This is a genomic window from Rufibacter sp. JT3400010, from assembly GCF_054956755.1.
The window spans coordinates 1-23,096 of record NZ_JBUDXA010000022.1 but is presented as its reverse complement, the minus strand read 5'-3'; the positions used below and the strand labels follow the sequence as shown (position 1 = coordinate 23,096).

Annotated in this window: 19 protein-coding genes and 1 pseudogene; 15 read left to right on the top strand and 5 right to left on the bottom strand. The window is 46.6% G+C overall.

Annotated elements, in window-relative coordinates:
* Positions 1-46: 46 nt before the first annotated feature.
* A complete protein-coding gene (locus ACY0JR_RS17130) occupies positions 47-853 on the bottom strand; it encodes an SDR family NAD(P)-dependent oxidoreductase (protein WP_462635365.1) in 807 nt (268 codons plus the stop codon).
* Between the two features lie 139 nt (positions 854-992).
* Between ACY0JR_RS17130 and ACY0JR_RS17125 the strand changes: the two genes are divergently transcribed.
* A complete protein-coding gene (locus ACY0JR_RS17125; protein WP_462635364.1) occupies positions 993-2,621 on the top strand; it encodes an FAD-dependent oxidoreductase in 1,629 nt (542 codons plus the stop codon).
* Positions 2,622-2,903: 282 nt separating this feature from the next.
* Here ACY0JR_RS17125 and ACY0JR_RS17120 read toward each other — a convergent pair whose 3' ends face one another.
* Positions 2,904-4,151, bottom strand: coding sequence for a DEAD/DEAH box helicase (locus ACY0JR_RS17120; protein ID WP_462635363.1), 1,248 nt, complete (start codon positions 4,149-4,151; stop codon positions 2,904-2,906).
* 516 nt (positions 4,152-4,667) lie between these two features.
* Between ACY0JR_RS17120 and ACY0JR_RS17115 the strand changes: the two genes are divergently transcribed.
* From ACY0JR_RS17115 to ACY0JR_RS17075, 9 genes are all read left to right on the top strand, one after another.
* Entirely contained in the window at positions 4,668-5,615 is a 948-nt protein-coding gene (locus ACY0JR_RS17115) for a hypothetical protein (RefSeq protein ID WP_462635362.1), read from the top strand.
* 145 nt (positions 5,616-5,760) lie between these two features.
* Entirely contained in the window at positions 5,761-6,303 is a 543-nt protein-coding gene (locus ACY0JR_RS17110; RefSeq protein WP_462635361.1) for an STM3941 family protein, read from the top strand.
* A 142-nt stretch (positions 6,304-6,445) separates the two neighbouring features.
* On the top strand, positions 6,446-7,288 hold the full coding sequence (locus tag ACY0JR_RS17105) for a helix-turn-helix domain-containing protein (protein ID WP_462635360.1): 843 nt from the start codon (positions 6,446-6,448) through the stop codon (positions 7,286-7,288).
* A 70-nt stretch (positions 7,289-7,358) separates the two neighbouring features.
* On the top strand, positions 7,359-7,802 hold the full coding sequence (locus ACY0JR_RS17100; protein ID WP_462635359.1) for a nuclear transport factor 2 family protein: 444 nt from the start codon (positions 7,359-7,361) through the stop codon (positions 7,800-7,802).
* Positions 7,803-7,971: 169 nt separating this feature from the next.
* Entirely contained in the window at positions 7,972-8,385 is a 414-nt protein-coding gene (locus ACY0JR_RS17095; protein WP_462635358.1) for a DUF6157 family protein, read from the top strand.
* Between the two features lie 142 nt (positions 8,386-8,527).
* A complete protein-coding gene (locus ACY0JR_RS17090) occupies positions 8,528-8,923 on the top strand; it encodes a hypothetical protein (RefSeq protein WP_462635356.1) in 396 nt (131 codons plus the stop codon).
* A gap of 135 nt (positions 8,924-9,058) precedes the next feature.
* On the top strand, positions 9,059-9,724 hold the full coding sequence (locus ACY0JR_RS17085) for a TetR/AcrR family transcriptional regulator (protein WP_462635355.1): 666 nt from the start codon (positions 9,059-9,061) through the stop codon (positions 9,722-9,724).
* 5 nt (positions 9,725-9,729) lie between these two features.
* Positions 9,730-11,049, top strand: a complete 1,320-nt coding sequence (locus tag ACY0JR_RS17080) for an ABC1 kinase family protein (protein ID WP_462635354.1) — start codon at positions 9,730-9,732, stop codon at positions 11,047-11,049.
* A gap of 149 nt (positions 11,050-11,198) precedes the next feature.
* Entirely contained in the window at positions 11,199-11,600 is a 402-nt protein-coding gene (locus ACY0JR_RS17075; protein ID WP_462635353.1) for a DUF4383 domain-containing protein, read from the top strand.
* Between the two features lie 234 nt (positions 11,601-11,834).
* On the opposite strand, the gene ACY0JR_RS17070 is transcribed toward ACY0JR_RS17075, so the two are convergent.
* Positions 11,835-12,500 (bottom strand): sigma-70 family RNA polymerase sigma factor, encoded by a 666-nt coding sequence (locus ACY0JR_RS17070; protein WP_462635352.1) that lies wholly within the window; start codon positions 12,498-12,500, stop codon positions 11,835-11,837.
* Positions 12,501-12,656: 156 nt separating this feature from the next.
* On the opposite strand from ACY0JR_RS17070, the gene ACY0JR_RS17065 reads away from it, so the two are divergent.
* Positions 12,657-13,064 (top strand): hypothetical protein, encoded by a 408-nt coding sequence (locus ACY0JR_RS17065; protein ID WP_462635351.1) that lies wholly within the window; start codon positions 12,657-12,659, stop codon positions 13,062-13,064.
* Positions 13,065-13,325: 261 nt separating this feature from the next.
* The gene (locus ACY0JR_RS17060; RefSeq protein ID WP_462635350.1) at positions 13,326-15,422 is read left to right on the top strand and encodes a M3 family metallopeptidase; all 2,097 of its coding nucleotides are present in this window, start codon (positions 13,326-13,328) and stop codon (positions 15,420-15,422) included.
* A gap of 130 nt (positions 15,423-15,552) precedes the next feature.
* Here ACY0JR_RS17060 and ACY0JR_RS17055 read toward each other — a convergent pair whose 3' ends face one another.
* Positions 15,553-17,124: a hypothetical protein gene (locus tag ACY0JR_RS17055; protein ID WP_462635349.1), complete on the bottom strand. Its 1,572-nt coding sequence runs from the start codon at positions 17,122-17,124 to the stop codon at positions 15,553-15,555.
* A gap of 422 nt (positions 17,125-17,546) precedes the next feature.
* On the opposite strand from ACY0JR_RS17055, the gene ACY0JR_RS17050 reads away from it, so the two are divergent.
* Both ACY0JR_RS17050 and ACY0JR_RS17045 read left to right on the top strand, forming a co-directional pair.
* On the top strand, positions 17,547-18,050 hold the full coding sequence (locus ACY0JR_RS17050) for a DUF2628 domain-containing protein (RefSeq protein WP_462635348.1): 504 nt from the start codon (positions 17,547-17,549) through the stop codon (positions 18,048-18,050).
* A 160-nt stretch (positions 18,051-18,210) separates the two neighbouring features.
* Positions 18,211-19,326: pseudogene (locus tag ACY0JR_RS17045) on the top strand (serine hydrolase domain-containing protein).
* Positions 19,327-19,387: 61 nt separating this feature from the next.
* On the opposite strand, the gene ACY0JR_RS17040 reads toward ACY0JR_RS17045, so the two are convergent.
* Complete coding sequence (locus tag ACY0JR_RS17040; RefSeq protein ID WP_462635347.1) at positions 19,388-19,870, bottom strand: hypothetical protein; 483 nt, start codon at positions 19,868-19,870, stop codon at positions 19,388-19,390.
* A gap of 869 nt (positions 19,871-20,739) precedes the next feature.
* Here ACY0JR_RS17040 and ACY0JR_RS17035 point away from each other — a divergent pair.
* Positions 20,740-21,285, top strand: a complete 546-nt coding sequence (locus ACY0JR_RS17035) for a response regulator (RefSeq protein ID WP_462635346.1) — start codon at positions 20,740-20,742, stop codon at positions 21,283-21,285.
* The last annotated feature ends 1,811 nt before the right edge of the window (positions 21,286-23,096 follow it).

Genomic DNA, 23,096 nt, shown 5'->3' with positions numbered 1-23,096 from the left:
TTGCTATCTAAACCAGGCCGTTTTCCTGAAAACAGAAGCAAAACGGCTATTCGTGGTAAATCATCTTCACGGTCATGCCGCCGTCAATAGTCAGGCTTTGGCCCGTGATAAAACCGGCTTTGTCTGAGCACAGGAAAAGCGCGGCCTCGGCAATGTCTTCGGGGGTGCCCACGCGCCCGGCGGGGTGCTGCTCTTGGTCTTCTTTGCTGTGCTGCGGCTCGGTTCGCTGGCCTTCTTTCTGCCAGGGGCCCGTCTCAATCCAGCCGGGGCTGATGGCGTTCACGCGGATGTGCAGCGGCCCCAAGCTGATGGCCAAGGAATGGGTCAAGGACTCCAATCCGCCTTTGGCGGCGGTGTAGCCAAAAGTATTGGGCTCAGACATAAAGGCCCGGGTAGAAGTGATATTGAGAATGGTGGGATTGGTGCCTTTCTCCAGCAGCGGCAACGCATACTTGGCGCACAGAAAAGGTCCGCGCAGATTCACTGACAGCACCGTATCAAACTCCTCTACGGTCAGTTGGCTTAAAGACTTACGGGCCGGCGAGGCAATACCCGCGTTGTTGATGAGCACATCCAGCCGGCCGTATTGCTGCCGAATCTTGTTCATGAGTTGCTGCACCTGCTCTTCCTTGCTGACATCACAGGGCATGAAATCTACGGCCAGGTTCTGCTTCTGCAACCACTTCATGGCCTCTGCCCCAGCATCCCAGTCAATATCGGTAATGACCACCTGGGCTTTTTCCAGCGCGAACGCTTGCGCTAAGCCGCGGCCAATGCCTTGGGCTCCGCCGGTAATCAGAATAATTTTGGAGGTGTAGTAGTGCAGCATGGAATGGAGGAAATGGCGTTGCATTGGGGAAGAAGCGCGTGAGTTTAAAACAACGCGGTGCTTCCTCTCCCAAATTTACCTAGCGCTTGCCAATAACGCCTACCTTTTTTGCTCCGTCGCGTTAAAAATGGAATGTTTCTATTCTAACGGCAAGACTTTCTCTATGAAAACTACTTCTATTTGGCGGCAAGATGCCCAGGCAAGCAATTATCCCAGATTACAAGGAGACCTGACCACCGATGTGGTGGTGATTGGCGGGGGCATCACGGGCATCACCACGGCGCATCTCTTGGCGGCCGCCGGAAAACGGGTGGTGGTACTGGAAGCCCTGAAAGTGGCCGAAAGCACCACCGGCTACTCTACCGGCAACCTGTACGCCACCGTAGGCTCTTACCTGAGCGTCATGGAAAAGAAGTACGACCAGGAAACGGTAAGAGCACTCACCTCTTCCAGAAGCGCGGCCATTGACCTCATTGAAAGCCTGGTGCAGCGTTATAACATCAACTGCCACTTCAAGCGGATTCCTTTTTACCTGCTCACGGAATATGAGGCCGAAAACGCCTTTATCCAAGCCGAAGCGGAAACCGCCCAACGGGCAGGATTACCCGCCTATCTGGACGAAGCCAGAACGCCGCTGCCTTTTCCGGTGAGCGCGGCCATGTGCCTGGAAAATCAGGCGCAGTTCAACCCCATGGCCTACGTCAAAGAACTCGCTGCGCACACTTCCGGCCCTAACTGCCAGATTTTTGAGCACTCCAAAGTCTTGTACGTGGAAGACGGCTCCCCCAATGTGGTGCACACCGAGCACGGCAAAGTACGCGCGCAACAGGTCATCCACGCCACCCATACTCCCAAAGGTATCTGGTTTCTGCACACGCTGCTGGGTCCTTACCGTGAATACGCCTTAGCGGTGTCTTTGAACTCGGCTTACCCCGAGGGCACCTTCTGGGATTACCACGGCATGCACCACCACTCCATGCGCACCTACGCCAATGACCAAGGCGACCCGTACCTCTTGATTCTAGGCGAACCGCATAAAGTAGGGCACAAAGAAGACAATGAAGAAGCTTTTGAGAAACTGGAGCGGTACGTGCGCGAACGCTTTGACGTAAAGGAAATTGAATACCGCTGGGCCGCCCAACAATACAAACCCGCCGACCATTTGCCCTACATCGGGCGCAAACACAGCGGCTCAGACATCTACGTAGCCACCGGCTTTGAAGCCGATGGACTGACCTTCGGCACGCTGTCTGCCATGATTCTGAGCGACCTGATTCTGGGCAAGAAAAATTCCTGGGCCGAGATGTACTCCCCTACCCGCCACCAACCCCTGAAAGCGGCTCCAAAATTCATCAAGGAGAACGTAGACGTGATGGCGCAGTACCTCAAAGACCTGCCCTACCGCAGCCAGGTAGAAAAACTCGCAGATATCTCGGTGGGCGAAGGCAAGAACATTGAGCTAGACGGTAAAAACTACGGCGCGTACCGCGATGATACCGGCAAACTGCACGTGGTCTCGGCGGTATGTACGCACATGGCCTGCCTGGTGCACTTCAACAAAGCCGAAAAAAGCTGGGATTGCCCCTGCCACGGCAGCCGCTTTGACGTAGACGGCCACGTACTGGAAGGCCCCGCCTACCTGGACCTCTCCAAAATGGAAGACAAACCCAGTTCCTCCAACCACTTCAAGAAAATGACCTCCGTCGCGTTTTTCGCCGCATCCGCCTTGGCGGGCGTTTATTTCTACCGGAAGTATGCGGGAACAAAGGGAAAGAAGGAAAGCAGGAAGTAATTGTTCTAATGGGACGGCAAATGCAGGGGCAATCCCTTGTGGTTGCCCTTTTTTCTTTCCCCATGCTATTTCCCAGAAAAAGTACGGACAGGTCGCGACCTGTCCTACGATAGCCGAAAACATTCATCAGCAAAAGTAAACGGCAACCACAAGGGATTGCCCCTACATTTATTTTGGAGCCGTTTCAGGAAAAACACGCAAAAAATAAACCCCTGTGTTTTAGGGCTGTTTCATAGAAAGCAGCTTTAAAACACAGGGGTTTATCATTATAAAAGCAAACCTCTACTTCTTCTTTGGCTTTTTCTTTTTCTTAGCCGTCGCATCTTCAAAGTCATGGATTTCCTTCATCAAGGATTTCAGGTCGGGCTTTACTTCAGCGGAGAAGTCAATGGTGGCGGTGTAGTCGCCTTTCTCAATTTCCAACACTTTGATGGGTTTGCCCAGGTATTCTTCAATCACGTCCAGGATTGGCTTTTCTTCGGGGCTGCAAAACGACACGGATTTTCCTTTCTGGGTGCCTCGGCCGGTACGGCCTACGCGGTGCACGTAGTTTTCGGGCACGTCTGGCAAGTCATAGTTCACCACGTATTCTACGCTGGGAATATCAATGCCACGGGAGCTGACGTCAGTGGCGACCAGCACTTTCACGTCGCCTTTCTTGAAGCGGTTCAACGCGGCCAATCGGTCTTTCTGTTCTTTGTCGCCGTGTAGCGTGTCAGATTTGATGCCCACGCGTTCCATGGCGGCGTGCACCCGCTCGGCCCGAACCTTCGTGCGTACGAACACCAGTATTTTGCTGCCTTCGTTTTCCTTAATCACGCGCTCCAGGAAGAACCGTTTGTCATCCATCCCAATGTAGGCCACCGAGTGATCCACGTTCTTGGAAACTGGGTCTTTGGGCGATATCTGGATGCGGATGGGCTTGGTCACCAGCGAGTACGCCAGGTCTTTGATGTGCTCATTGATGGTGGCCGAGAAGAACAGCGTCTGTCGCTTGCGGGGCAAATGGCGGAGCACATCGCGTATGTCCTTGATAAACCCGAGGTCCAGCATGTGGTCGGCTTCATCCAGAATCAGAATCTCCACTCGCTCCAGCCGGATGTGGCCCTGGCTCACCAGGTCAAACATGCGGCCGGGCGTGGCCACCAGCACATCAATGCCGTCTTCCAGCTTGGAAATCTGCGGGGCTTGCTCCACGCCGCCAAACACGGTCATGGTCTCCACGCGGGTGTGTTTGCTCAAGGTATGGAACACCTCGGTAATCTGGATAGCCAGTTCACGCGTGGGCACCATCACCAAACACTTGATGCCGTCTTGCCGGGCGTACTGCTTGCGCTCGTGCAGCATGTGCAGCACCGGAATAGCGAAAGCCGCCGTTTTGCCGGTTCCCGTCTGCGCGATGGCCAGCACATCTTCCCCCTTCAAAATGGGCGGAATGGCTTTGAACTGGATATCAGTGGGTTTCTTGAAGCCCAGTTTATCCAGGGCTTTCTTGATGGCGGGGTTGATATGGTAATCTTCGAATTTCATGATCGCGGGTGTTTCGGCGTGCGCCGATAAGAAAAGCGGTTTCTCCTTGTACGAGGTACCGACCAAAACCTTTTGCAAAGGTGCAATTTCTTTCTGGGTTTTGCAGGGGAAGGTTGGCGAAACGAGGTGTTTTGAGTTAAAGGGCTATTTTGGAGAAATCAAGTGGTAAGCTCCAATTATGACTATAAAATAGTGACTAATATATTATATTCGGAAGGCAAGGAATAGTTTTCTCTGTATCTGGCGGATATCTTTACCTATTGTAAGAAAGTATATGTAAAGTATCTACCCGGTGCTGATATTCATAGATTAGTAACAAGTTAAAAATACACTAAAGAACTATTGTGATGGCTATGACCCTCAACAATACTTTAAAATCAAATATAAAGATGATGAATATTAAATAAACTGATATAAACACCACTACTTAAAGAGCAATCAAATGCTAACAATCTAAACATTAAGCTAAATTTATGGGTAGAAAAAGTTTATTAAACCAGATTAGCTTATGCACCATTGACAGCATACGAATTCGCAGTTGTAAAAAATGATTCACTGATTGAAAGAGCACTTGAAAAAGCAAGCCTCTATGTAATAGGGCAGAGACCCATCATTACATTTGAGAATGTAATACCTGATTCATTTAAGTATAAATTAAACTTCGAAATCCATCAACAAGGAAACCCAAACATTTTAAAGTGTAAGCTTTCTTTAATTCAACCAATCCTTGATTCTACTGAGAAGGATACCATTGCAGTTTCATTTAATTTTCTTGACAAGTCAAAAAAACAGGCCTTACCCCCATTTCACAATATTCATGGGTTCTCTCTTTTAAAACAACAAGAAGAAAAGAATACTTTTTTAATTTGGTTTTCACCTGAAAAGCTACTTCAAAATTGGTGGAATGGAAATATAGTTTGTGAAGTAGTAGGCAATTATAAATCTTTTTTAGAATACAAGGTTCATTATGTTGGCAAAGCTACCAAACAGAGCATATTAAAACGGCTTACCGGACATACCACATTCCAAGATATTCTTTCTTTAGAATCACCTGTAACTGAAAAACAACTTCCTGCAAATGAAATAGTTATTCTACCTTTTGAATTTTTAGGAAATATACAGCTACAATCATTCGGTCAAGAATCAAGGATTGAGAGCATTGTTGCAGCTGTTCAAGGCGTTGAATACCCAGAACAAGAAACAATTTTCCTAGATGCAGAAAAGGCTCTTATAAAGGCAATGAAGCCAAGTTATAATAAAGAATTATTTAATAATTACCCTATAAGCAAAGATGGCCTTTATAAAAATAAATACAATGCAATATCATATACTTTTATAGACCCAATTACATTTCATTATGAAACAGGACAAATAGCAGGAGGCCTAGGTCCTATTGGAGGAGATTCTGTTGTAATCATAAACAATAATGAATTTAAATTGGTAAAACATAATAAAAATTCATAAATTCACTAAGATCAGAATTACAAATTATCGATTTTGGTGTTTCACTTATCCTGAAAGTGCATAAGAGTTATTTAATTCTATCATATAAAATAGTAGTTTAAAATACTACTTGTACAGTAAAACCTTCAAACTCTCTTCAATAACAATGAACAGAATTGAAATTCCATTAAGCAAAACAAAAATCTTACTGGTTCTACTAGGTTCAATGGTGTTTGTGGTTCTAGGAATTCTTTTTTTACTTCGTCCTGATACTTTTGTATCCCCAATTCTAAGAAGTCCACAGATAGTAAGATTGGTAGGAATAGCCGCCATCGTCTTCTTTGGGGCAGTAGGTGTGTATGGACTAAGAAAGCTGTTCGACAAAGAAATTGGACTAATCATTGATGACACCGGAATCACGGACAATACCAATGCCGCAAGTGCCGGCCATATTGATTGGGCAGACATCACAGAAATAGTAACAGAGCAAGTGATGTCTACCAGATTCCTGCTCATTTTCACCGTAAACCCCAGCAAGTATTTAGACCGGGCATCCGGGTTTAAGCGGAAACTGATGCAAGGCAATATGAACATGTACGGTACTCCCTTGGCTATAACGTCTAATACCGTGAAGTATGATTTTGATGCCCTTGAAAAGCTTCTCAATGACAGACTCATGGAACAACAGGAAACAATGCAGAACCTCTAGCCTTGTGTAATAAATGAAACCCCTCCCCCCCTTGGCTGCACCCCTTCGGCTTTAGCCAAGGACTCACCAGCGCCCAGGTAGACAATGAAGTGCAACGCATCATGCAGGAGTCACGAATACTACTTTATAGCACAGGCAAGTCATGATACAGGTGTTTCAGGAGATTACGCAGCCCTCCCCGCATTTGCAGCCTTTTGTCAAAGACTACATGCTGCTGCATTTCTTGTCTGGGCAGCATGATGCCATTCCGGTTAAACCTTTTCCGGCTAATACAGAACATTGTCTGGTCTTCTATCTACAGGGCCATGTGACGGCTGTTGACCCCAACACCGCTTTCGCTTCGGTTTACCCAAAAATAGCCGTAAACGGCTCCCAGCTTTCCAGATTTGATTTTCATATCTCCCCTCATTTCAAGATCCTATCTGTGCAGTTTCAACCGGGCGTGCTGTCGAAGTTCTTGCGCCAGTCCCTTACCCCATTGACAGATGTACGCATAGATGGCGAAGCGCTCCTTTCCTCTGAAATTAGGAGGGTGCACGACCAGATGGCCAATGCCAAGGCGTCTCAGGAGATCATCGGTTTGCTAGAAGCTTATCTCTGGAAGAAAATAAACAACTCTAAAATGGAGTTCCTTCCCATAGATGCCGTGGCCCGAAGAATCACCGAAGGTCAGAGCAACTATTCCGTTGAAAAAATGGCCGCCGACGCCTGCTTGTCCATCAGTCAGTTTGAACGCCGGTTTATACATCTCACCGGCATCACGCCTAAGTTGTACGCCAGGATCAATCGTTTTTACCGGGCCTACCAAATGAAAGAGCAGCACCCAAACGCTGATTGGCTCACCATTGCCCTGCATACCGGCTACCATGACTACCAGCACCTGGTCAAAGACTTCCGGCAATTCTCCAACACTACGCCCCAGTCACTGCTACTGGCGCAGGCAAACTCGCCAGACGGAATTTACAAAGCATTGCTAAAACGCTGATTTTTTACCACCAATTTCCGTCTTCCCAGCCCTACGTTTGTTTTGTTGTTTCACCAATAAACAAACTACTATGCGGCACCTATTTTTAATCTCGGTATTTATAACGGCCCTCAACTATTCGCTGTCTGCGCAAAGCAGCCAGGAAGCAGAAATAAGAAGGCTGGAACAAGCAGAAATGACGGCTGTCCAGAAAGGAGATACGACCACGCTGTTAAAGATCTGGGCGAAGGAGTTTGTGGTCAACAACCCATACGGGCAGGTGGTAACCGTTCCCCAGATACTCGGTTTTATTCGGTCGGGGCAAATTGACTACTCAACGGTAGAAAGAAAGGTGGAAAAAATCACGATGGTCGAGAACCTGGCTATTTCCATGGGCAAGGAAGTGGTCACGCCAGAAAAAGCCACCAACAACGCAGGTAAAACCGTCACCAGGCAATACACCAACATCTGGATAAAAAGGGCGAACGCCTGGCGCATGGTAGCTAGACAGGCCACCATCATTTCTATGGATTAAACCTAAAAAAGAAAGCGCAACACTGCAGTTATACTAACATGACAGAGTACTGCCAGTCAAAAACCAAGCAATAATAAACTAAGAGGCGCAGCAACAGAAATTACTGTACCATTACTTCATAAATCTTAGTACTTTGTCTAGGGTAATCCCGAAGAACACTTTGATTAAAATGAAAACACATAGCACCAACTACATCAATACCTTTATTGAAGTAGCGCACGATTGCCCAGCCACCAACGGGGAAATCCCGCCCGTAAAAGGAGACGCAAAAACTGTCGCGAATATGCAGTTCGACTTAGTGAGCAAGCATCCATATAAGTACACGTCTGATGAGGTATTCTTCCAAGTGTATGCAGACCGCAACGATCTAACCCATAACGAATACCAAGAGGCACGAGAAAAGTTTTTCTCCAAAGGACAGCCCTGCTTCAGAGCCTCCCCCTTGACAAAACGATACGGTTGGGGCGTTCACCATGACCAGGACGGGAAAATTGCTTTATATGGTTGCGAAACCGCAGAATATCAGAAACTAGCAACTGACCCATCACTCAAAGTTGTTAAAGCCATGAAATCAAGTAAATAATTGTTTTTTTACTTCTTCAGAAGCTAGAATCAGGCTTGAAGAAATGAATGAATAACCCAATATAGATAATTGCATATATTAGTAGAAATTGCTAGTTTCAGCCTCGTTAACTCACTATTTTCACCTGGCCCCTTCTGAACCTATGAGCAGGATTGCATCTAAAGGCATGGTCTTCATTTTTGCTTGCACCATCGTCTTTCATGTTCTGGTTCTAGCCTCAGTGATCCCGTTTACCATTGTGGGCGGTGGCAGAATTACAAACCAAACCGAGATGTACCAGGTAGAAACGCCAGCCCTGCTCTTGAACATCTTTTTCCTGTTCATCGCCCTTATTCAGGCAGGTTATGTGCGCCTGAGCATCTCACCCAAGATTCTAACCGGAGTTCTATGGTTTATGTTTGGCATCTTCCTGGTGAACACCGTAGGCAATCTGTTTTCCGTCAGCCAAACAGAGAAGCTTATCTTCACCCCCATCACCCTGATCTTAGCTGCCTTCTCTGCTATTCTGGCCATGAAAAGAGGCAGCAGGACTGCCTAGGATCAACCCTTGTTATTAGCCTCTTTTTACAAAAACAAGGGCAAAGCACAATTTTCAGAAACTTTTGAAAATATACCTGAGATACTAAACCTCTACCCTCTTCTGTTTGTTTGATTAGTAGACAACCAGAAGAAGATGGAAAACACAGATTTCAATATAAATCAGCAAGCAGAGACCAGAAACAGAATCATTGATGCTTTCATAGAGCACGTGTTGGAGACCGGGCAACAACCGGTGTCGGTTTACAAGTTTGCTAAGAATGTAGGCATTACGGAGGAGGAATTCTACAACTATTTCACCTCGTTTCAAGGCGTAAAAGGTGCCGTTTGGGACCGCATCTTTGACGAGACCTACGCCACCATGCGCGCCCAGGAAGTGTACCAAGCGTACTCGGCTAAAGAGAAGCTCCTGGCCTTTTACTACACCTGGGTAGAAGTTCTGAAGAAGCACCGAAGCTACCTGCTCGCCCTGTATGAAGGCCACGCCGACTTCAAGAAAATAACGCCGCAGGAAGTAAGAAGCTTTAGAGAAAACTTCAAGACGTTCGCCAAAGGCATTATTTTGGAAGGCAAAGCTGAAGGCGAGATTGTAGACCGCAAATACATCTCTGACAAGTATGACGAAGCCCTGTGGCTGGAGACGCTGTTCATCTTCCAGTTCTGGCTTAAAGACACCTCTGTTTCCTTTGAGAAAACCGATGTGGCCATCGAAAAATCCGTGCGCTTGGCCTTCGACCTAATTGGCAGAACCGCCGTGGACTCTTTCGTGGATTTGGCCAAATTCCTTTACCAGTCTAAATAAATTTCATGAGCAGTACCCAACCAGAGCAAAACCATATCCCCACCACCAAAGTACAGCGGGCCACTAAATTCATTGGCACCGGTGCCAAAGTAGGCGGAAACTACATAAAGCATTACGCCAAGAAGATGGTGAACCCCTCTTTGAGCAAAGAGGAACTACACACCAACAACGCCGAAGACATCTACGCCTCCCTAAGCGAACTGAAAGGCAGTGCCCTGAAAGTGGCGCAGATGATGTCCATGGACAAGAACATTTTGCCCCAAGCGTACCAGGATAAATTTACTATGGCGCAGTACAGCGCGCCGCCGCTTTCCTACCCCTTGGTGGTGAGAACCTTCCAGAAGTCCTTCGGGAAAGCGCCCGAGGCTATGTTTGAGACCTTTACTACCTCGGCGGTGAATGCCGCTTCCATTGGGCAGGTCCACAAGGCCACCAAAAATGGCAAGACGTACGCGGTGAAGGTGCAGTATCCCGGCGTAGCCGATAGCGTCACCTCAGACCTGCGCATGGTGAAGCCGTTTGCCCATCGTTTGTTGAACATGAACGAAAAGGAGATAAGCCATTACATGGAAGAAGTGGAAGAGAAACTGCTGGAGGAAACGGACTACCAACTGGAAGTAAAACGGTCCACCGAAATCTCGCAGGCCTGTCACCACATCCCGCACCTGAACTTCCCCACGTATTATCCTGAACTCAGCAGCGAGCGCATTATCACCATGGATTGGCTGACCGGCGATCACCTGAAAGAATGGCTCCAGACCAACCCGTCGCAGGAAGCCCGAAACCAGATTGGGCAGGCGCTTTGGGACTTCTACCACCACCAGGTGCACAACCTGAAGAAAGTCCACGCTGATCCGCACCCGGGCAACTTCATCGTGCAGGAAGGGGTGACCTTGGGCGTGATTGATTTCGGGTGCGTCAAAGTTATTCCGGAGGACTTCTACCGCGGTTATTTCTCATTGATCAGAAAGGATTCTTTGTTGAACGAGGCCGAGCTGAACCAGATTTTCTTTGACTTGGACTTCATAAGCGACCTGGATTCTGCCGAGGAACAAGCCTATTTCAAGGGTATTTTCAAGGAAATGATCTCTTTACTGGGCAAGCCGTTCCACACTGAAACGTTTGATTTTGCGGATGACGCCTACTTCAGCCAGATCTACGCCCTAGGCGACAGAGTAGCCCGGGACAAGATGTTCCGAAACTCCCGGCAGGCGCGTGGCTCGCGGCATGGTCTGTTCATCAACCGGACCTACTTTGGCTTGTACAGTCTGTTGAACCAACTTCGGGCTAAGATCAACACCACTAAACCAGAATGGCTCAGGTAAAACTGAGCCATTCTGGTTTTTGGCCTCAAGCTTTGGGCACTCAGAATTTAGAAGCAGAAAGAAAATTATCAGGACAAAACATTTTATAACATTTACGGCTTTTTATATAAAATTCCGTAAAATATTATAAACCATATACTTCCTGCACTATGACTACAAAAACTGCCTCTCTCCTCATCGGGATTACCTTTTTAGCGGTGGGTTTATTGGGTTTTGTCCCTAACCCCATTGTTGGTGATACTCATAACGCCATCTTCCATGCCGATGCGGTACATAACATGGTGCACATTGTGAGTGGAGTTTTGTTTGTCTTGTTTGCCATGGCGGCACCGGAGCGAGCGGCCACCTTTCTTAAGGTGTTTGGGGTAGTGTACTTTTTACTAGGCGTTATTGGGTTCGTTTCCATAGGGTCTTCCGGCATGACAGATTTGCTAGGGTTCTTACCTATCAATGGTGCAGATAATTACCTGCATATTGGCTTGGGCATTGTAATCTTCCTGGCTGGAATGCTCCCCAGAAGAAGAATTGCTGGTATTGATTCCAAATTTTAAACACGCAGAGAAGTTGCTTGCCTCTGAGTGGAAATAAAATGATGAATTCTGGAATCGGGTTGATGCACAAAGTCAACCCGATTTTCTATATCCAATCTAGAGGAATCAGCATCTTTTAATGTTACAGACTTCTTTTTACCAAGACAGCAATAAAGAACGTAAGCAGGGTTTCGTGAGAAATTATCTCCGTAGAAGCAAGGGCGTTTAGTGGCTTTTTTTGAAAAGGAACAGAAATCACCGGGCCGTAATTTGCGCCATTACCTTTTCCGTAATCCGGTCACACTTGCTCAGGTGGAAATGCAGGATGCCTTCTTTTTTGTAGAGGTGGCTCAAGGACTGGCGCAGCAATGCTTTGGCCCGGTTTAGCCTTACTTTCACATTGGCTTCACTAATGGCCAGGCAGTGCATGGTCTCGGCCACATTCATTTCCTCAATTTCGCGCATCACAAACACGGTGCGGTACTTTTCGGGCAGTGCCCGGATGGCCTCTTCCAGCACCACCTGCAATTCTGAGGAAAGCAATTTGGTCAAGGGCGTAGGAATGTGCTCCATGGATCTCAGGTTTACTTCATGGTCTACATTCTCCTCGCTCATAGTACAGGCCAGTTTTCGTTTCTTTGCCCGCAGCAGGCATTCATTGATGAGAATGCGGGTAAGCCAGGTAGAGAAAGCAGATTTGAACCTAAACCCGGCCAGGTGCTCATAGGCTTTCACGAAGGCCGTCTGCATCATCTCCTCCACTTCCTCTTCATCGTCCAGAATACTCATGCCTACCCGGTAAAGCCGTTGGTTGTTGCGGCGCACCAGAATGGCGTACAGCTCCTTTTCGCCGTGCAGCACCCTGGTAATAATCTCCTGGTCTGGGAGGACCTCTGCTACCAATGTTTCTCTTTTTTCCATGTTATCTGCTCCTCTATGTATTAGAGGCGGCAGGTGCCCAAAGGTTACAAAAAGAACGCGCTATTTTTTTGTAACCTCCTGATGTTCTGCTGCTCTAATGGGTACAGCGCGCTTCAGAACAACAACCTGTTTTTAACCTAAAATTCGAAAAACGCCATGGAAACAAGTATTCAGAACACCTCACGGGTACAGCAGGTCTTAACCTACACCTACGGCCTGGTACCCATCATTGCCGGGCTGGACAAATTTACCAACCTGCTCACCAACTGGACCGATTACCTCAGTTCGTTTGTCACCGATCTGCTGCCCTTCTCGGCTGGCACTTTTATGGCCATTGTAGGCATCATTGAGATTGTGGCTGGTGTGCTGGTGTTCATTCGGCCTTATATAGGTGCGTACGTAGTCATGGGCTGGCTGATTGCCATTGCTCTGTCTTTGATTGCAGGCGGACATTACCTGGATGTGGCCGTGCGGGATTTGGTGATGGCAGTAGGCGCATTTGCCTTGGCAAAGCTGTCGGTTCCGGCCGGCTTTTCGCTTCCTACCCGCCCGCTTATGGCGTAAACAGAAGCAAGGAAGGACGGCAGGAGGTGCCGGGTAAAACAAGGCACCTTTGCCGTCTCTGGCTCCTATAATGGGAAACCTACAGGGAAACCTCTGCCGCTTTAGCCTGCTTACCAGAAGATTTATGTATACAGAATGTCTTCCCCCTAGCGTTTAATAAGTAATTTTAAGCCTCCTTTCTTTTTTCAACAGGCAGGAGCAAGCTTTTTTTAGTTTTTAAACAGTATAATGATCACAAAAACCCTCTGCGTACTCGCAACCATGGCAATAGGATTACTGGCTAGTGAACAAGCGGCTGGCCAAGCCACAAACAAAAACAACCCTCTTTTACAGAAATACAACACCCCGCACCAGGTACCGCCGTTTCACCTCATTAAAGACGAGCACTTCAAGCCGGCTTTGCTGGAGGGAATTCGGGTGAACCAGCTGGAGATTGACGCCATTGTGAACAACGCCAAACCGGCCACCTTTGACAACACCATTCTGGCCATGGAGAATGCCGGGCAGTTGCTTGGCCGCGTCTCTACGGTGTTTTACAACCTGAACTCGGCCAACACCAATGAGCAGATTCAGAAAATCGCCCGCGAAATAGCTCCGGCTCTCTCCGCGCACAGCGACAACATCATCCTGAACAAGAAGCTGTTCGACCGCGTGAAAACGGTCTGGAATAACAAAAACAACCTGAAACTAACGGCTGAGCAGGAGAAACTACTGGAGGAAACCTACAAGTCCTTCGTGCGCAGCGGTGCCAACCTGAACGATGCTGACAAGGAGAAGCTGAAGAAAATGAACGGCGAGTTGTCGCTCCTGAGCCTTCAGTACGGGCAGAACATCTTAGCGGAAACCAACGCCTACCAACTGGTGATTGACGACCAAAAAGACCTGGCCGGATTACCCGCGGGTGTAGTGGCCGCTGCCGCCGATGCCGCCAAACAGGCTGGGAAAGAAGGCAAATGGGTCTTCACCCTGCACAATCCTAGCGTGATGCCGTTCCTACAGTACGCCGACAACCGCGAACTGCGCAAGCAGATCTGGGAAGCGTATTCTCTGCGGGGCAATAACAACAACGACCACGACAACAAAGAGGTACTGCGCAAGATTGTGAACCTGCGCCGTGAGAAAGCGCAGTTGCTGGGCTACAAAAGCCACGCGCACTACGCCCTGGAGGAAACCATGGCCAAGAACCCCGAGAACGTGAACAAGCTCCTGGACCAACTCTGGGCCCCGGCCCTGGCCGTAGCCAAGCAGGAAGAGCAGGACATCCAGAAGATGATAGATGCTTCGGGCGCCAAGTTCAAAGTAGCCCCGTACGACTGGCGCTATTACACCGAGAAAATAAGGAAAGAGCGCTTTGACCTGGACGAGCAGGAACTGCAACCCTACTTCAGCCTGGACAACATCAGAAAAGGCGTATTCACGGTGACCGAGAAACTGTACGGCCTCAAGTTCAAGCAACTGCCCAACCTGCCCAAGTATCACCAGGACGTGACTGCCTATGAAGTAACCGAAGCCGACGGCAAACTGGTAGGCATCATTTACATGGACTTCTTCCCGCGCGCCTCTAAAAGAAGCGGTGCCTGGATGACCTCTTACCGTGCCCAGAAAATGGAGAATGGCAAACGCCTGGCTCCGGTAGTGTCCATTGTCTGCAACTTCACCAAACCCACCGGCGACACCCCTGCCCTGCTCACCTTTGACGAGGTAACCACGTACTTCCACGAGTTCGGTCACGCGCTGCACGGTCTGTTGTCTAACGTGACCTATGAAAGCATGGCGGGCACCTCAGTACCACGTGACTTTGTGGAATTGCCTTCGCAAATCATGGAGAACTGGGCCGCGGAGCCAGATGTCCTGAAAATGTACGGCACGCACTACAAAACCGGCAAATTAATCTCAGACGAGCTGATTCAGAAAATGAAGAAAGCCGGCACCTTCAACCAGGGTTTCGAGACTACGGAGTACTTAGCTGCTTCCTTGCTGGATTTGGCGTACCATACCCAAACTACCAATCTGACCGGCGACATCAACCAGTTCGAGAAAACCGCCATGGCGAAAGTTGGTTTGATGGAGCAAATCATTCCGCGCTACAGAAGCACATACTTCAGCCACATCTTCTCGGGCGGCTACTCGGCAGGCTATTACAGCTACATCTGGTCGGGCGTTCTGGATTCGGATGCGTTCCAGGTCTTCAAGGAAAACGGTCTGTTCAACAAAGAAAAAGCCCAGTCCTTCCGGAAGAACATCTTGGAGAAAGGCGGCACCGCCGATCCAATGGAACTGTACAAGAAGTTCAGAGGCGCAGAACCCAGCATCCAACCTCTGTTGAAGAAACGCGGTTTGACTCCGGTGAGTCTGTAAGCAGTAAACACCTTTGAGTAGTCTACCCGTAGCCACATAAAACTGTTTTATCAGCCGTTTTCAGGAAAACACCTGGAAACGGCTTTTTTTTTCGGCCAATCCTGAGCAGATCCTTACCGGCAAGCAGCCTTTACATGGGAGCGCCAATAATGGTGAGGACGCCATTGGCCAAGCAGTCTTTCCAATACGTCAGGAAAGAACGTTCGCTGCGGCGCTTTACCTGAATGGTGCCCTGGCTGGGAGCTTTGCCGTTTTTCTCACTGTCAGATTTCAGTACCAGCTTATCGGCTATCAAAGATTTGAGCTTGTTCCCCAGAGACTGTTTTTTCTCCTTGTCTTTGTTCAGGAGGTCAATCTTAAAGTCATCGTACTGCAGTTGCATAGAGCCTTTGGCCGATGTTTTGGTCAGTTCCACCTTAAAAGAACCACTTTGCAGCACCCCGCTTTTTACGCTCACAAACATAGTAGGCTCCACCATGGGGTTCAGGATGGCAGGATACCCTTTTCCTATGGTCCCTTCCATGCTATGGTAGCCAGTAGGGTCCAGTAAGGCCAACCGCACAGTGGCCTGCATAGGCGCTTTGCCCATGATTAATCCACTTCCTTTTAATACGGCTGGGGTCTTCCTGGAAATAAGGTTTTTGTCATTGGTGAGATTAGTGAGCGTAAGGTCAATGTTGCTGCCGGTGACGTAGCCCGTCCTGAACGCCTTTTCGGCCAGTTCTTCATACCTGACATACATATCGCGCACCTTAGCCGTCCTGATGTTCACCCCGAAGGTGAGTTTCTGGATCATATCATGCGGCATAATACCAGTACCCTTGGTAGGAAAATTCTTTCCGTCTTTGAAGGCGTTGACACTTGGTTTTTGCGCCACCAAAGACCCAATGTAGATGTTTGAGTTCCTGGAGAACGTGCCAAAATCTACCTTATCAAGCCGAAGTTCAGGCACCTGTACCCGGAACCTGGTCACGGCCTCTCCTGCTTTCCTGGACATTTCTGCCGCACTAAGTAAGGGAATGAGCTTAAGTTGGGTAAAAGACATACTCCTGTCTTCTGTAGATGCCTTTAAAGGACCGCTTTTGATTTTGTAGTTCCCGTCTGGCAAAGAAAAGGAGGCCTCCTTGACCGTTGCCGTAATGCTTTCACTGTAGAAGGCACGGTTCGGGTCCTGAAAGGAAGCACTGTCCAGCTTTACCCCCTTGGCTCGTACCTCAACCCCTGACACCGAGAATAATTCTGCTTTGCTTTGAGGCTTGTTCCTGAACCGAAAGGCTCCTTCCTTAATGCTGATTTCACTGATGCCCATTTTCTGGAACTGCTTCCCCAGGGTTTCATGCAGCTGCTGAGAGGAGGTGTCTTTCTTCATTTGCTGCAGAATCCATTCTGGGCGGTTCAATTGAATGGAACTCAGACTGAGGGTACCGCCAAAAAGCAGTTTGAGATAAGAGATGCCGCGTACCTGCACCTGGGCGGCTTTCACGTCAGAGATAGTAGCTGGCGCTTGGGCCGGATTAGTTCGCTGCAACTGTTTCCAAATAGAATCATGTGGTATCAGTTGTAGAGAATCCAGTGTGGCCGAACCTGCCAGAAGCGACACATGCAAGCGGGACATTTGCAGCGAATACAACCCCTTGGATTGAGTGCTTATCTGCTTCTTCAACTTCTGCTCGGCCCAGGTGTTCAAATTGCGTGACACCATCAAAAGTGTTACTAAGATAATCAGCAAAATAGAGCCGCCTATCACCAGATACTTTCTCCTTTTAGAGGTATGTTTTGCTTTTTGCTCCACGGCGCAGATTTAATTCGACCTCTTGTACGCATGCAGTTGCAAAACAATGGTGTTTAATAGCTACATATTAAAGTATGGACTTCCAACAGCCTAACTTATCTCTGCGGAAAGTGTTGCGCTTTACTTCTGAAAAGCCTGCTATTTCGATTTTCGGCTTCTTTATTTAAAACCGCCTTAAAACGTGGAGCAAGGATTGAAAATAGATGAAAGTGAATTTAGGGATAGAAACTGTTTCTAGCCCTAGGAAGATAAACAGGCAAACACATAGCCCAATCGTCACAGAATCAAACTCGGACTTGTACCTTTGCACCTTCACTTACCAAGAAGTTTGTATGCTACCAGAATCCCCACCGAACTTTGATGACCAGGAAGAATTTTATAGGGCTTATTTTGGAACCGACGCTGATTATTACCTGAACAAGCTGGCGCAGCACCGGGCCGGAAACAAAATCACGTTTAACATTGGGGCTTTCTTCTTCGGGGTTTTCTGGATGCTGTTCCGCAAAATGTACGTGCCTGCCCTTGCCCTGATTGTGGCTTTGGTCTTGCAATCTATTCTACTGGAACAAGCTATTCACTACTACAAAATAGCTGACGGCAACGCGGTCTTGTTGAACAACATTGCCACCGTAGTCTGGGGTGTGCTAACTGGTTTTCTGGGCAACTGGCTTTACCTAAGACAAGCACAAGCCAAGGTGCAACAGGTACTTCAGGAAACCGACAATGACCAGGAGGCGGTAAACAAACTTAGCGCCCAGGGTGGCTTCACGCTCATTCCGCATATTTTGGTGGCTCTTATCATCCTGGTCGGGCTGCTGTTCAATCAGTTTTCTTAAACAGAGACAGGGTCTTATTTTCAAGCTGTTTTTCTAAAAACGGGCCTAAGACTCCTCGCACTCCTATAGTCCACTTTTTATATACAGACTGGAACCATTGCGTTCTCTTCAAAGAAAAAGTACCTTGGTAGCTTCCTGTTCCAGATAAATCTACCCGCGTATGAATAAGCTCTACAAGCCCTTGGGGCTGGCATTATTGCTCACAATTGCTGTTACTTTTTCTTCCTGCCAACTGGGCCGCTTTATCTTCTACAACTTCGCAAACATAACAGACTACAAGATTTTCCCTTCCCGGCCCCTCACCAAAAGTGCGCAGCCATTCACGTTTCATCCTTCGCGCACCCCCAATGCGCTCACCACCTTTACCGTTGCCGCTAACCGCAAAGTGGATTTTGCTTCTTATCTGGCGCAAAATGAAACCGTCGCTTTCCTGATCATCCACAACGACACGCTTGCCTTCGAAAAATACTTCCATGACTATGACCAGGCTTCTGTTGTCGCGTCTTTCTCGATGGCTAAATCAGTTACCTCTATGCTGATGGGCTGCGCGCTGGAAGACGGGTATATCAAGTCCGTGGAGGAACCTATCACCAATTATTTGCCCGAGTTGAAACAGAACGGTCTGGAGAAGGTCACCATCCGGCATTTGCTCCAGATGACATCGGGCATTGACTTTAATGAAAGCTACGTCAACCCCTTCGGCGATGCCGCCAGCTTCTACTACGGTCGGCACTTGCGTAACAACATCAGCCAGATGAAACCGAAGAGGGAGCCCGGCCTGTAGTTTGAGTACATCAGTGGCAATACGCAGCTTTTAGGGGCCGTTTTGGAAAAAGCCCTTCCAAACAAAACCGTGACGCAGTACCTGCAGGAAAAACTCTGGGGGCCCATGGGCATGGAATATGACGCCAGCTGGAGTTTGGATAAAGAAAAAAATGGCTTGGAGAAAACCTTCTGCTGCCTCAATGCCCGTGCACGTGACTTCGCCAAATTAGGCCGCCTCTACCTCAACAACGGCAATTGGAATGGAAAGCAACTGGTACCCGCTTCCTGGGTGAAAGAATCCACTAGAATTGACACCACCCAGGGTAGTGCCTGGAATTACCAATACCAATGGTGGTTTCCGTCCAGAAACGGAGACTTTATGGCGCAAGGCATCTTGGGACAATACATCTATGTAAACCCTGCCAAAAACCTGATTATAGTGCGCTTGGGCAAAGACTACGGCAATGTGAACTGGCCAAACGTTTTCACCCGATTAGCGGCTACTTACTGAAAAGAGCACACAAACAAAAAAGAGGCCCGATTACCGGGCCTCTTTTTTTTAGGCAGAAGTGTTAACTTCTTTGTTCTTTCTTATGCTCTTTGCCATTGCGAGACTGGCCTTTTTTGCCTACTTTTTCTCTCATTTTACTGGCTCTTTCCTTTTGGTCGGCTTGGTACTGAGCATACTGCTCTTTGGTAAGAATGCTTTGCAGTTCAGCATCCCATTGAGCACGTTTGGCTTTCAGGGCTTCCCGCTGCTGTCCTTTCTCCACGTCTGCCCCATCGCGTTGTACATGCAAAGTGGAAGTTTCATTTGCCTGTCTCAGGTACAAGGCCTGCAACTTGGTTTGCTGCGCCTGGTTCAGATTATATTTCTTGGTGAGCATCGCTGATTTTTTAGCCGCTCTTTCTTCAGGAGTCTTCTCTTCTTTCTGAACGCCCTCTTTTCCGGCCCGCTCAGTACGTGGCTTTCTGTCTTTCTTAGGTGCCTCTTGTGCAAACGTTGTACCCGCCACCAACATACCCAGGGAAAGCATCACAAATAGCTTTTTCATCTTCTACTTTTTTAAAGGGTTTGTTTATGGTTTAGTGAAGTGCGATATCGCTTCACTTCTTCCTTTATTCAAAGCGCGTGCCAAAAACCTATGTTGATGTCAACCATTACTATTCATCAGTACATAGGTAATTATACATCAATCGCTTACATAAAAAATAAATTCCTTTTTGAAAAATATTGCTTTTCTGAGCTTGCAGTTACTTAAGAACTAACTTTAAAGTAGGTAAGGTTTCTCGCTGCAAGGGAGCGCAAAAATTAAGGGCTTTAGGAAAGAGCGTTAAGTCTCTTCCTAGTTTTTCCATTGAGGATTAGCACTTAAAAGATTTCTTCACATCCTCTCCTTCACTTTAAGCAATTACTAAAAATAACACCTGACCTGTTTGATATTGAAAGGAGGAAATCAGTGTACTCTGTCCCATACCTAACTAACATCATACAAGAAACCACGTACAGAAGAATGCAGCGATATTATGAAAATGGCACATGAACAGGCATTCTTCTACGTTAAATCATAAAGAAGCAGCGTACATCTAACTATTTTGATTGGCACTTGTTGTACCAACCACTTGCTGAAGTTTTTATCTATTATCTCAGAATAAATATAGTTAATCTACAATGTATTACACAGTTATGCACCATATAGAATAAATTTCACAAGAAATTGAACATCTAAATTATAGAGTTTAAGATATTACCACTACCTTCATACATTCAAAACGAGGCTTCTCTCGCTTGTAATTAAAAATAGAAGGAGTTTTCGTTCCTCTGTCAGGCATTTTGCCCGATAATGGTTGACACCGTTTGGCTTCAGACACACGCATAAACATAACGCACCACACCAACTTAAATATAATCAGTACCAAAGGCATGGATCACACCACACCTAAACCTATTAACACAGAAGATGGCTCTGAAAAACCCGGGATCCTTTATATAGACAATGAAGAAGACAATCTGGTGGTATTCAAGTCTTCTTTCAGGAAATACTTCAAAGTTTTCACCGCCATGTCTGGCGAGGAAGGCTTGAAGATCTTAAATCAAGAAGCAATCTCCCTAGTGATTATTGACCAACGGATGCCAAAAATGAATGGCGTTCAGTTTTTGAAAAATTTACCAGAAGACAAAGACCTGATCAGAATCATTCTGACAAGCCATAGCGATACTACCTCTATTCTTGATGCCATCAATAGCGGAAAGGTATACCGATACATTTTAAAGCCCTGGGAAAAAGAAAACTTAAAGACCATTATGGAGACTGCCGTAGAAGAGCTCAAACAACGCCAAGCCAACAAAAAACTGGTAGAAGATTTAAAAACTGAGAACGAGAAGCTGGAACAAAGGATCAAGGAACTAACCCAAAAAATGAACCTCCAGAACGCTCCATCAGAAAATATAGCCAATACAGATAAGTAAAAGCATTACCCTTTGAACAGATAAGAACAAGGTGTTCTCCAGAGTTCTCTTCTTACCTGGAGACACCTTCTTAGCTTTACAAATAAGTTTGGGTTTAGATGCCCCAGCATCCTATCATTACTGATGCCGAAGACCAAGCATTACTGCTTAAGTGCTTCAGTCTTCATCAGCCCTTACTTCACCCACTTGCCCTATTGCCAGAACCCAAACTCCTTTGAGTTCTGTTCACCTCTAAAAGAATTCTTGCCCTCTCTACCAGTAATTGCTTCGCAAACCCACAGGAGGTTCTCTAAAATGCTTTTTAAAAGCGAACCATTTTTAGTGCGCCTTCCCTTAAAAGCCCCTCAAAAACTGCCAGCGAATTATCTCAGAAATCAGTAGTAGGAAACCAGTCCATCTTCAAGATAGCTCCTGGCAAGTATAGTAGGTATAAATCTCCTGTATTTAAGAGCTACTTTCTAGGAATCGATTTAAAAACAGGACTGCTTCAATCAGATGCTTGACTTGCTAGCGTATGCAGTCTCATATCTGACATGATCAAGAGGGCGACTATTGAAGCAGCACTAGCAGTAAGTACTAAGCAATTTGACTACTTTAGGAAAGACTTTTCTACAATAATGGACTTTCCTTTATCAAGTTAAACGATTAGTCTCAACACTATTCATCTTTGAATGATCTTATTTCTTCCAAAATATACTCGTACTAATCGCAAAAGCATAAATCACATGGTTAATATCAACACCCTTTCCTCTACTTTCTAGCAAACGGTAAGGCACACATCAGCAGAAACGCACCCTTTATTGAACAATTTGAATTACACCTTTATCTATCAAATAAATCATTACCGGTTAAATACTATAAATCACCCAATACAATCATAAAAACCAAAAATCATAAATAATTTTACGATTATATAACAATATAAAGAAAGATGTTTTGTTAAAATTAATTCCCTAATGCTTCAAAGAAGAACACTGCATCCCCAGAAAACTTTTCTAATTAGAGAAAACACCAAAGAATCAGCCTACACAACCTAGCCCTTGTTCACTCAACACTTTTAACTGGACCACCAAAAAAAACAGCTAACACTTTGCTCAAGGCACTTTTATGGCAGTTATACGCAAAACACACCTAAAACGCAATCAATTAACACTCAAACATTACTCAAACACTACTCACACTTCCACATTTCACACACGCTCTCACAAACCATTTCTACTCTTATCAAAACGTCACCTATCACGTTTTATTTTCTTCTGCTCAATGACAAGCTTATCAGCAGCATCTCCTAAACACTAAACTAAGCGAACCAAACAACCAGATCAAGCAATTACCACCCCGACAAATTAGCAAAAATCTAATACAACCCACAAGAACCAAAAACTAAAATTACACTTCCAACAATCAAACATCTTCACCCTATCAAGCTTAATATGATTAAAATAATTATATAAAAACACCCAAAACAACCATATTGCATTTAAATTGTTAAATTTTTGCGCCTTATACTTGTTTTAAATGATTTAGGTTTTAATTTCGCAAAAAAATTACAGATAAATGAGTTGTTGAGAACTTTAATTATTCCTCGCAAGCTGTTTTCTCAGAACACCTCAAAGCAGGAGTTTATAAGCAGAATCAGCTACCATCACTACTCATCAGATGCAGTAGTTGGTGGTAAAAACCTCAACATCTTAAGATACTAAACCCTTAATCATGAGTAACCGACACCTTCTACTTCTACTTTTTCTCCTATTCCTCAACCAAATTGCTTATTCCCAGCCGGAGTCTCGGCTGAGGTTCACGGCCGTGTT

What these genes read in the sequence shown, in the direction of transcription:
- ACY0JR_RS17080 (WP_462635354.1), top strand. Translation starts at nt 9,730, where the DNA reads ATGAGCAGTACCCAACCAGAGCAAAACCATATCCCCACCACCAAAGTA.
- ACY0JR_RS17110 (WP_462635361.1), top strand. Translation starts at nt 5,761, where the DNA reads ATGAACAGAATTGAAATTCCATTAAGCAAAACAAAAATCTTACTGGTT.
- ACY0JR_RS17060 (WP_462635350.1), top strand. Translation starts at nt 13,326, where the DNA reads ATGGCAATAGGATTACTGGCTAGTGAACAAGCGGCTGGCCAAGCCACA.
- ACY0JR_RS17105 (WP_462635360.1), top strand. Translation starts at nt 6,446, where the DNA reads ATGATACAGGTGTTTCAGGAGATTACGCAGCCCTCCCCGCATTTGCAG.
- ACY0JR_RS17055 (WP_462635349.1), bottom strand. Translation starts at nt 17,124, where the DNA reads ATGGTGTCACGCAATTTGAACACCTGGGCCGAGCAGAAGTTGAAGAAG.
- ACY0JR_RS17090 (WP_462635356.1), top strand. Translation starts at nt 8,528, where the DNA reads ATGAGCAGGATTGCATCTAAAGGCATGGTCTTCATTTTTGCTTGCACC.
- ACY0JR_RS17070 (WP_462635352.1), bottom strand. Translation starts at nt 12,500, where the DNA reads ATGGAAAAAAGAGAAACATTGGTAGCAGAGGTCCTCCCAGACCAGGAG.
- ACY0JR_RS17095 (WP_462635358.1), top strand. Translation starts at nt 7,972, where the DNA reads ATGAAAACACATAGCACCAACTACATCAATACCTTTATTGAAGTAGCG.
- ACY0JR_RS17125 (WP_462635364.1), top strand. Translation starts at nt 993, where the DNA reads ATGAAAACTACTTCTATTTGGCGGCAAGATGCCCAGGCAAGCAATTAT.
- ACY0JR_RS17075 (WP_462635353.1), top strand. Translation starts at nt 11,199, where the DNA reads ATGACTACAAAAACTGCCTCTCTCCTCATCGGGATTACCTTTTTAGCG.
- ACY0JR_RS17085 (WP_462635355.1), top strand. Translation starts at nt 9,059, where the DNA reads ATGGAAAACACAGATTTCAATATAAATCAGCAAGCAGAGACCAGAAAC.
- ACY0JR_RS17035 (WP_462635346.1), top strand. Translation starts at nt 20,740, where the DNA reads ATGGATCACACCACACCTAAACCTATTAACACAGAAGATGGCTCTGAA.
- ACY0JR_RS17040 (WP_462635347.1), bottom strand. Translation starts at nt 19,870, where the DNA reads ATGAAAAAGCTATTTGTGATGCTTTCCCTGGGTATGTTGGTGGCGGGT.
- ACY0JR_RS17100 (WP_462635359.1), top strand. Translation starts at nt 7,359, where the DNA reads ATGCGGCACCTATTTTTAATCTCGGTATTTATAACGGCCCTCAACTAT.
- ACY0JR_RS17120 (WP_462635363.1), bottom strand. Translation starts at nt 4,151, where the DNA reads ATGAAATTCGAAGATTACCATATCAACCCCGCCATCAAGAAAGCCCTG.
- ACY0JR_RS17050 (WP_462635348.1), top strand. Translation starts at nt 17,547, where the DNA reads ATGCTACCAGAATCCCCACCGAACTTTGATGACCAGGAAGAATTTTAT.
- ACY0JR_RS17065 (WP_462635351.1), top strand. Translation starts at nt 12,657, where the DNA reads ATGGAAACAAGTATTCAGAACACCTCACGGGTACAGCAGGTCTTAACC.
- ACY0JR_RS17130 (WP_462635365.1), bottom strand. Translation starts at nt 853, where the DNA reads ATGCAACGCCATTTCCTCCATTCCATGCTGCACTACTACACCTCCAAA.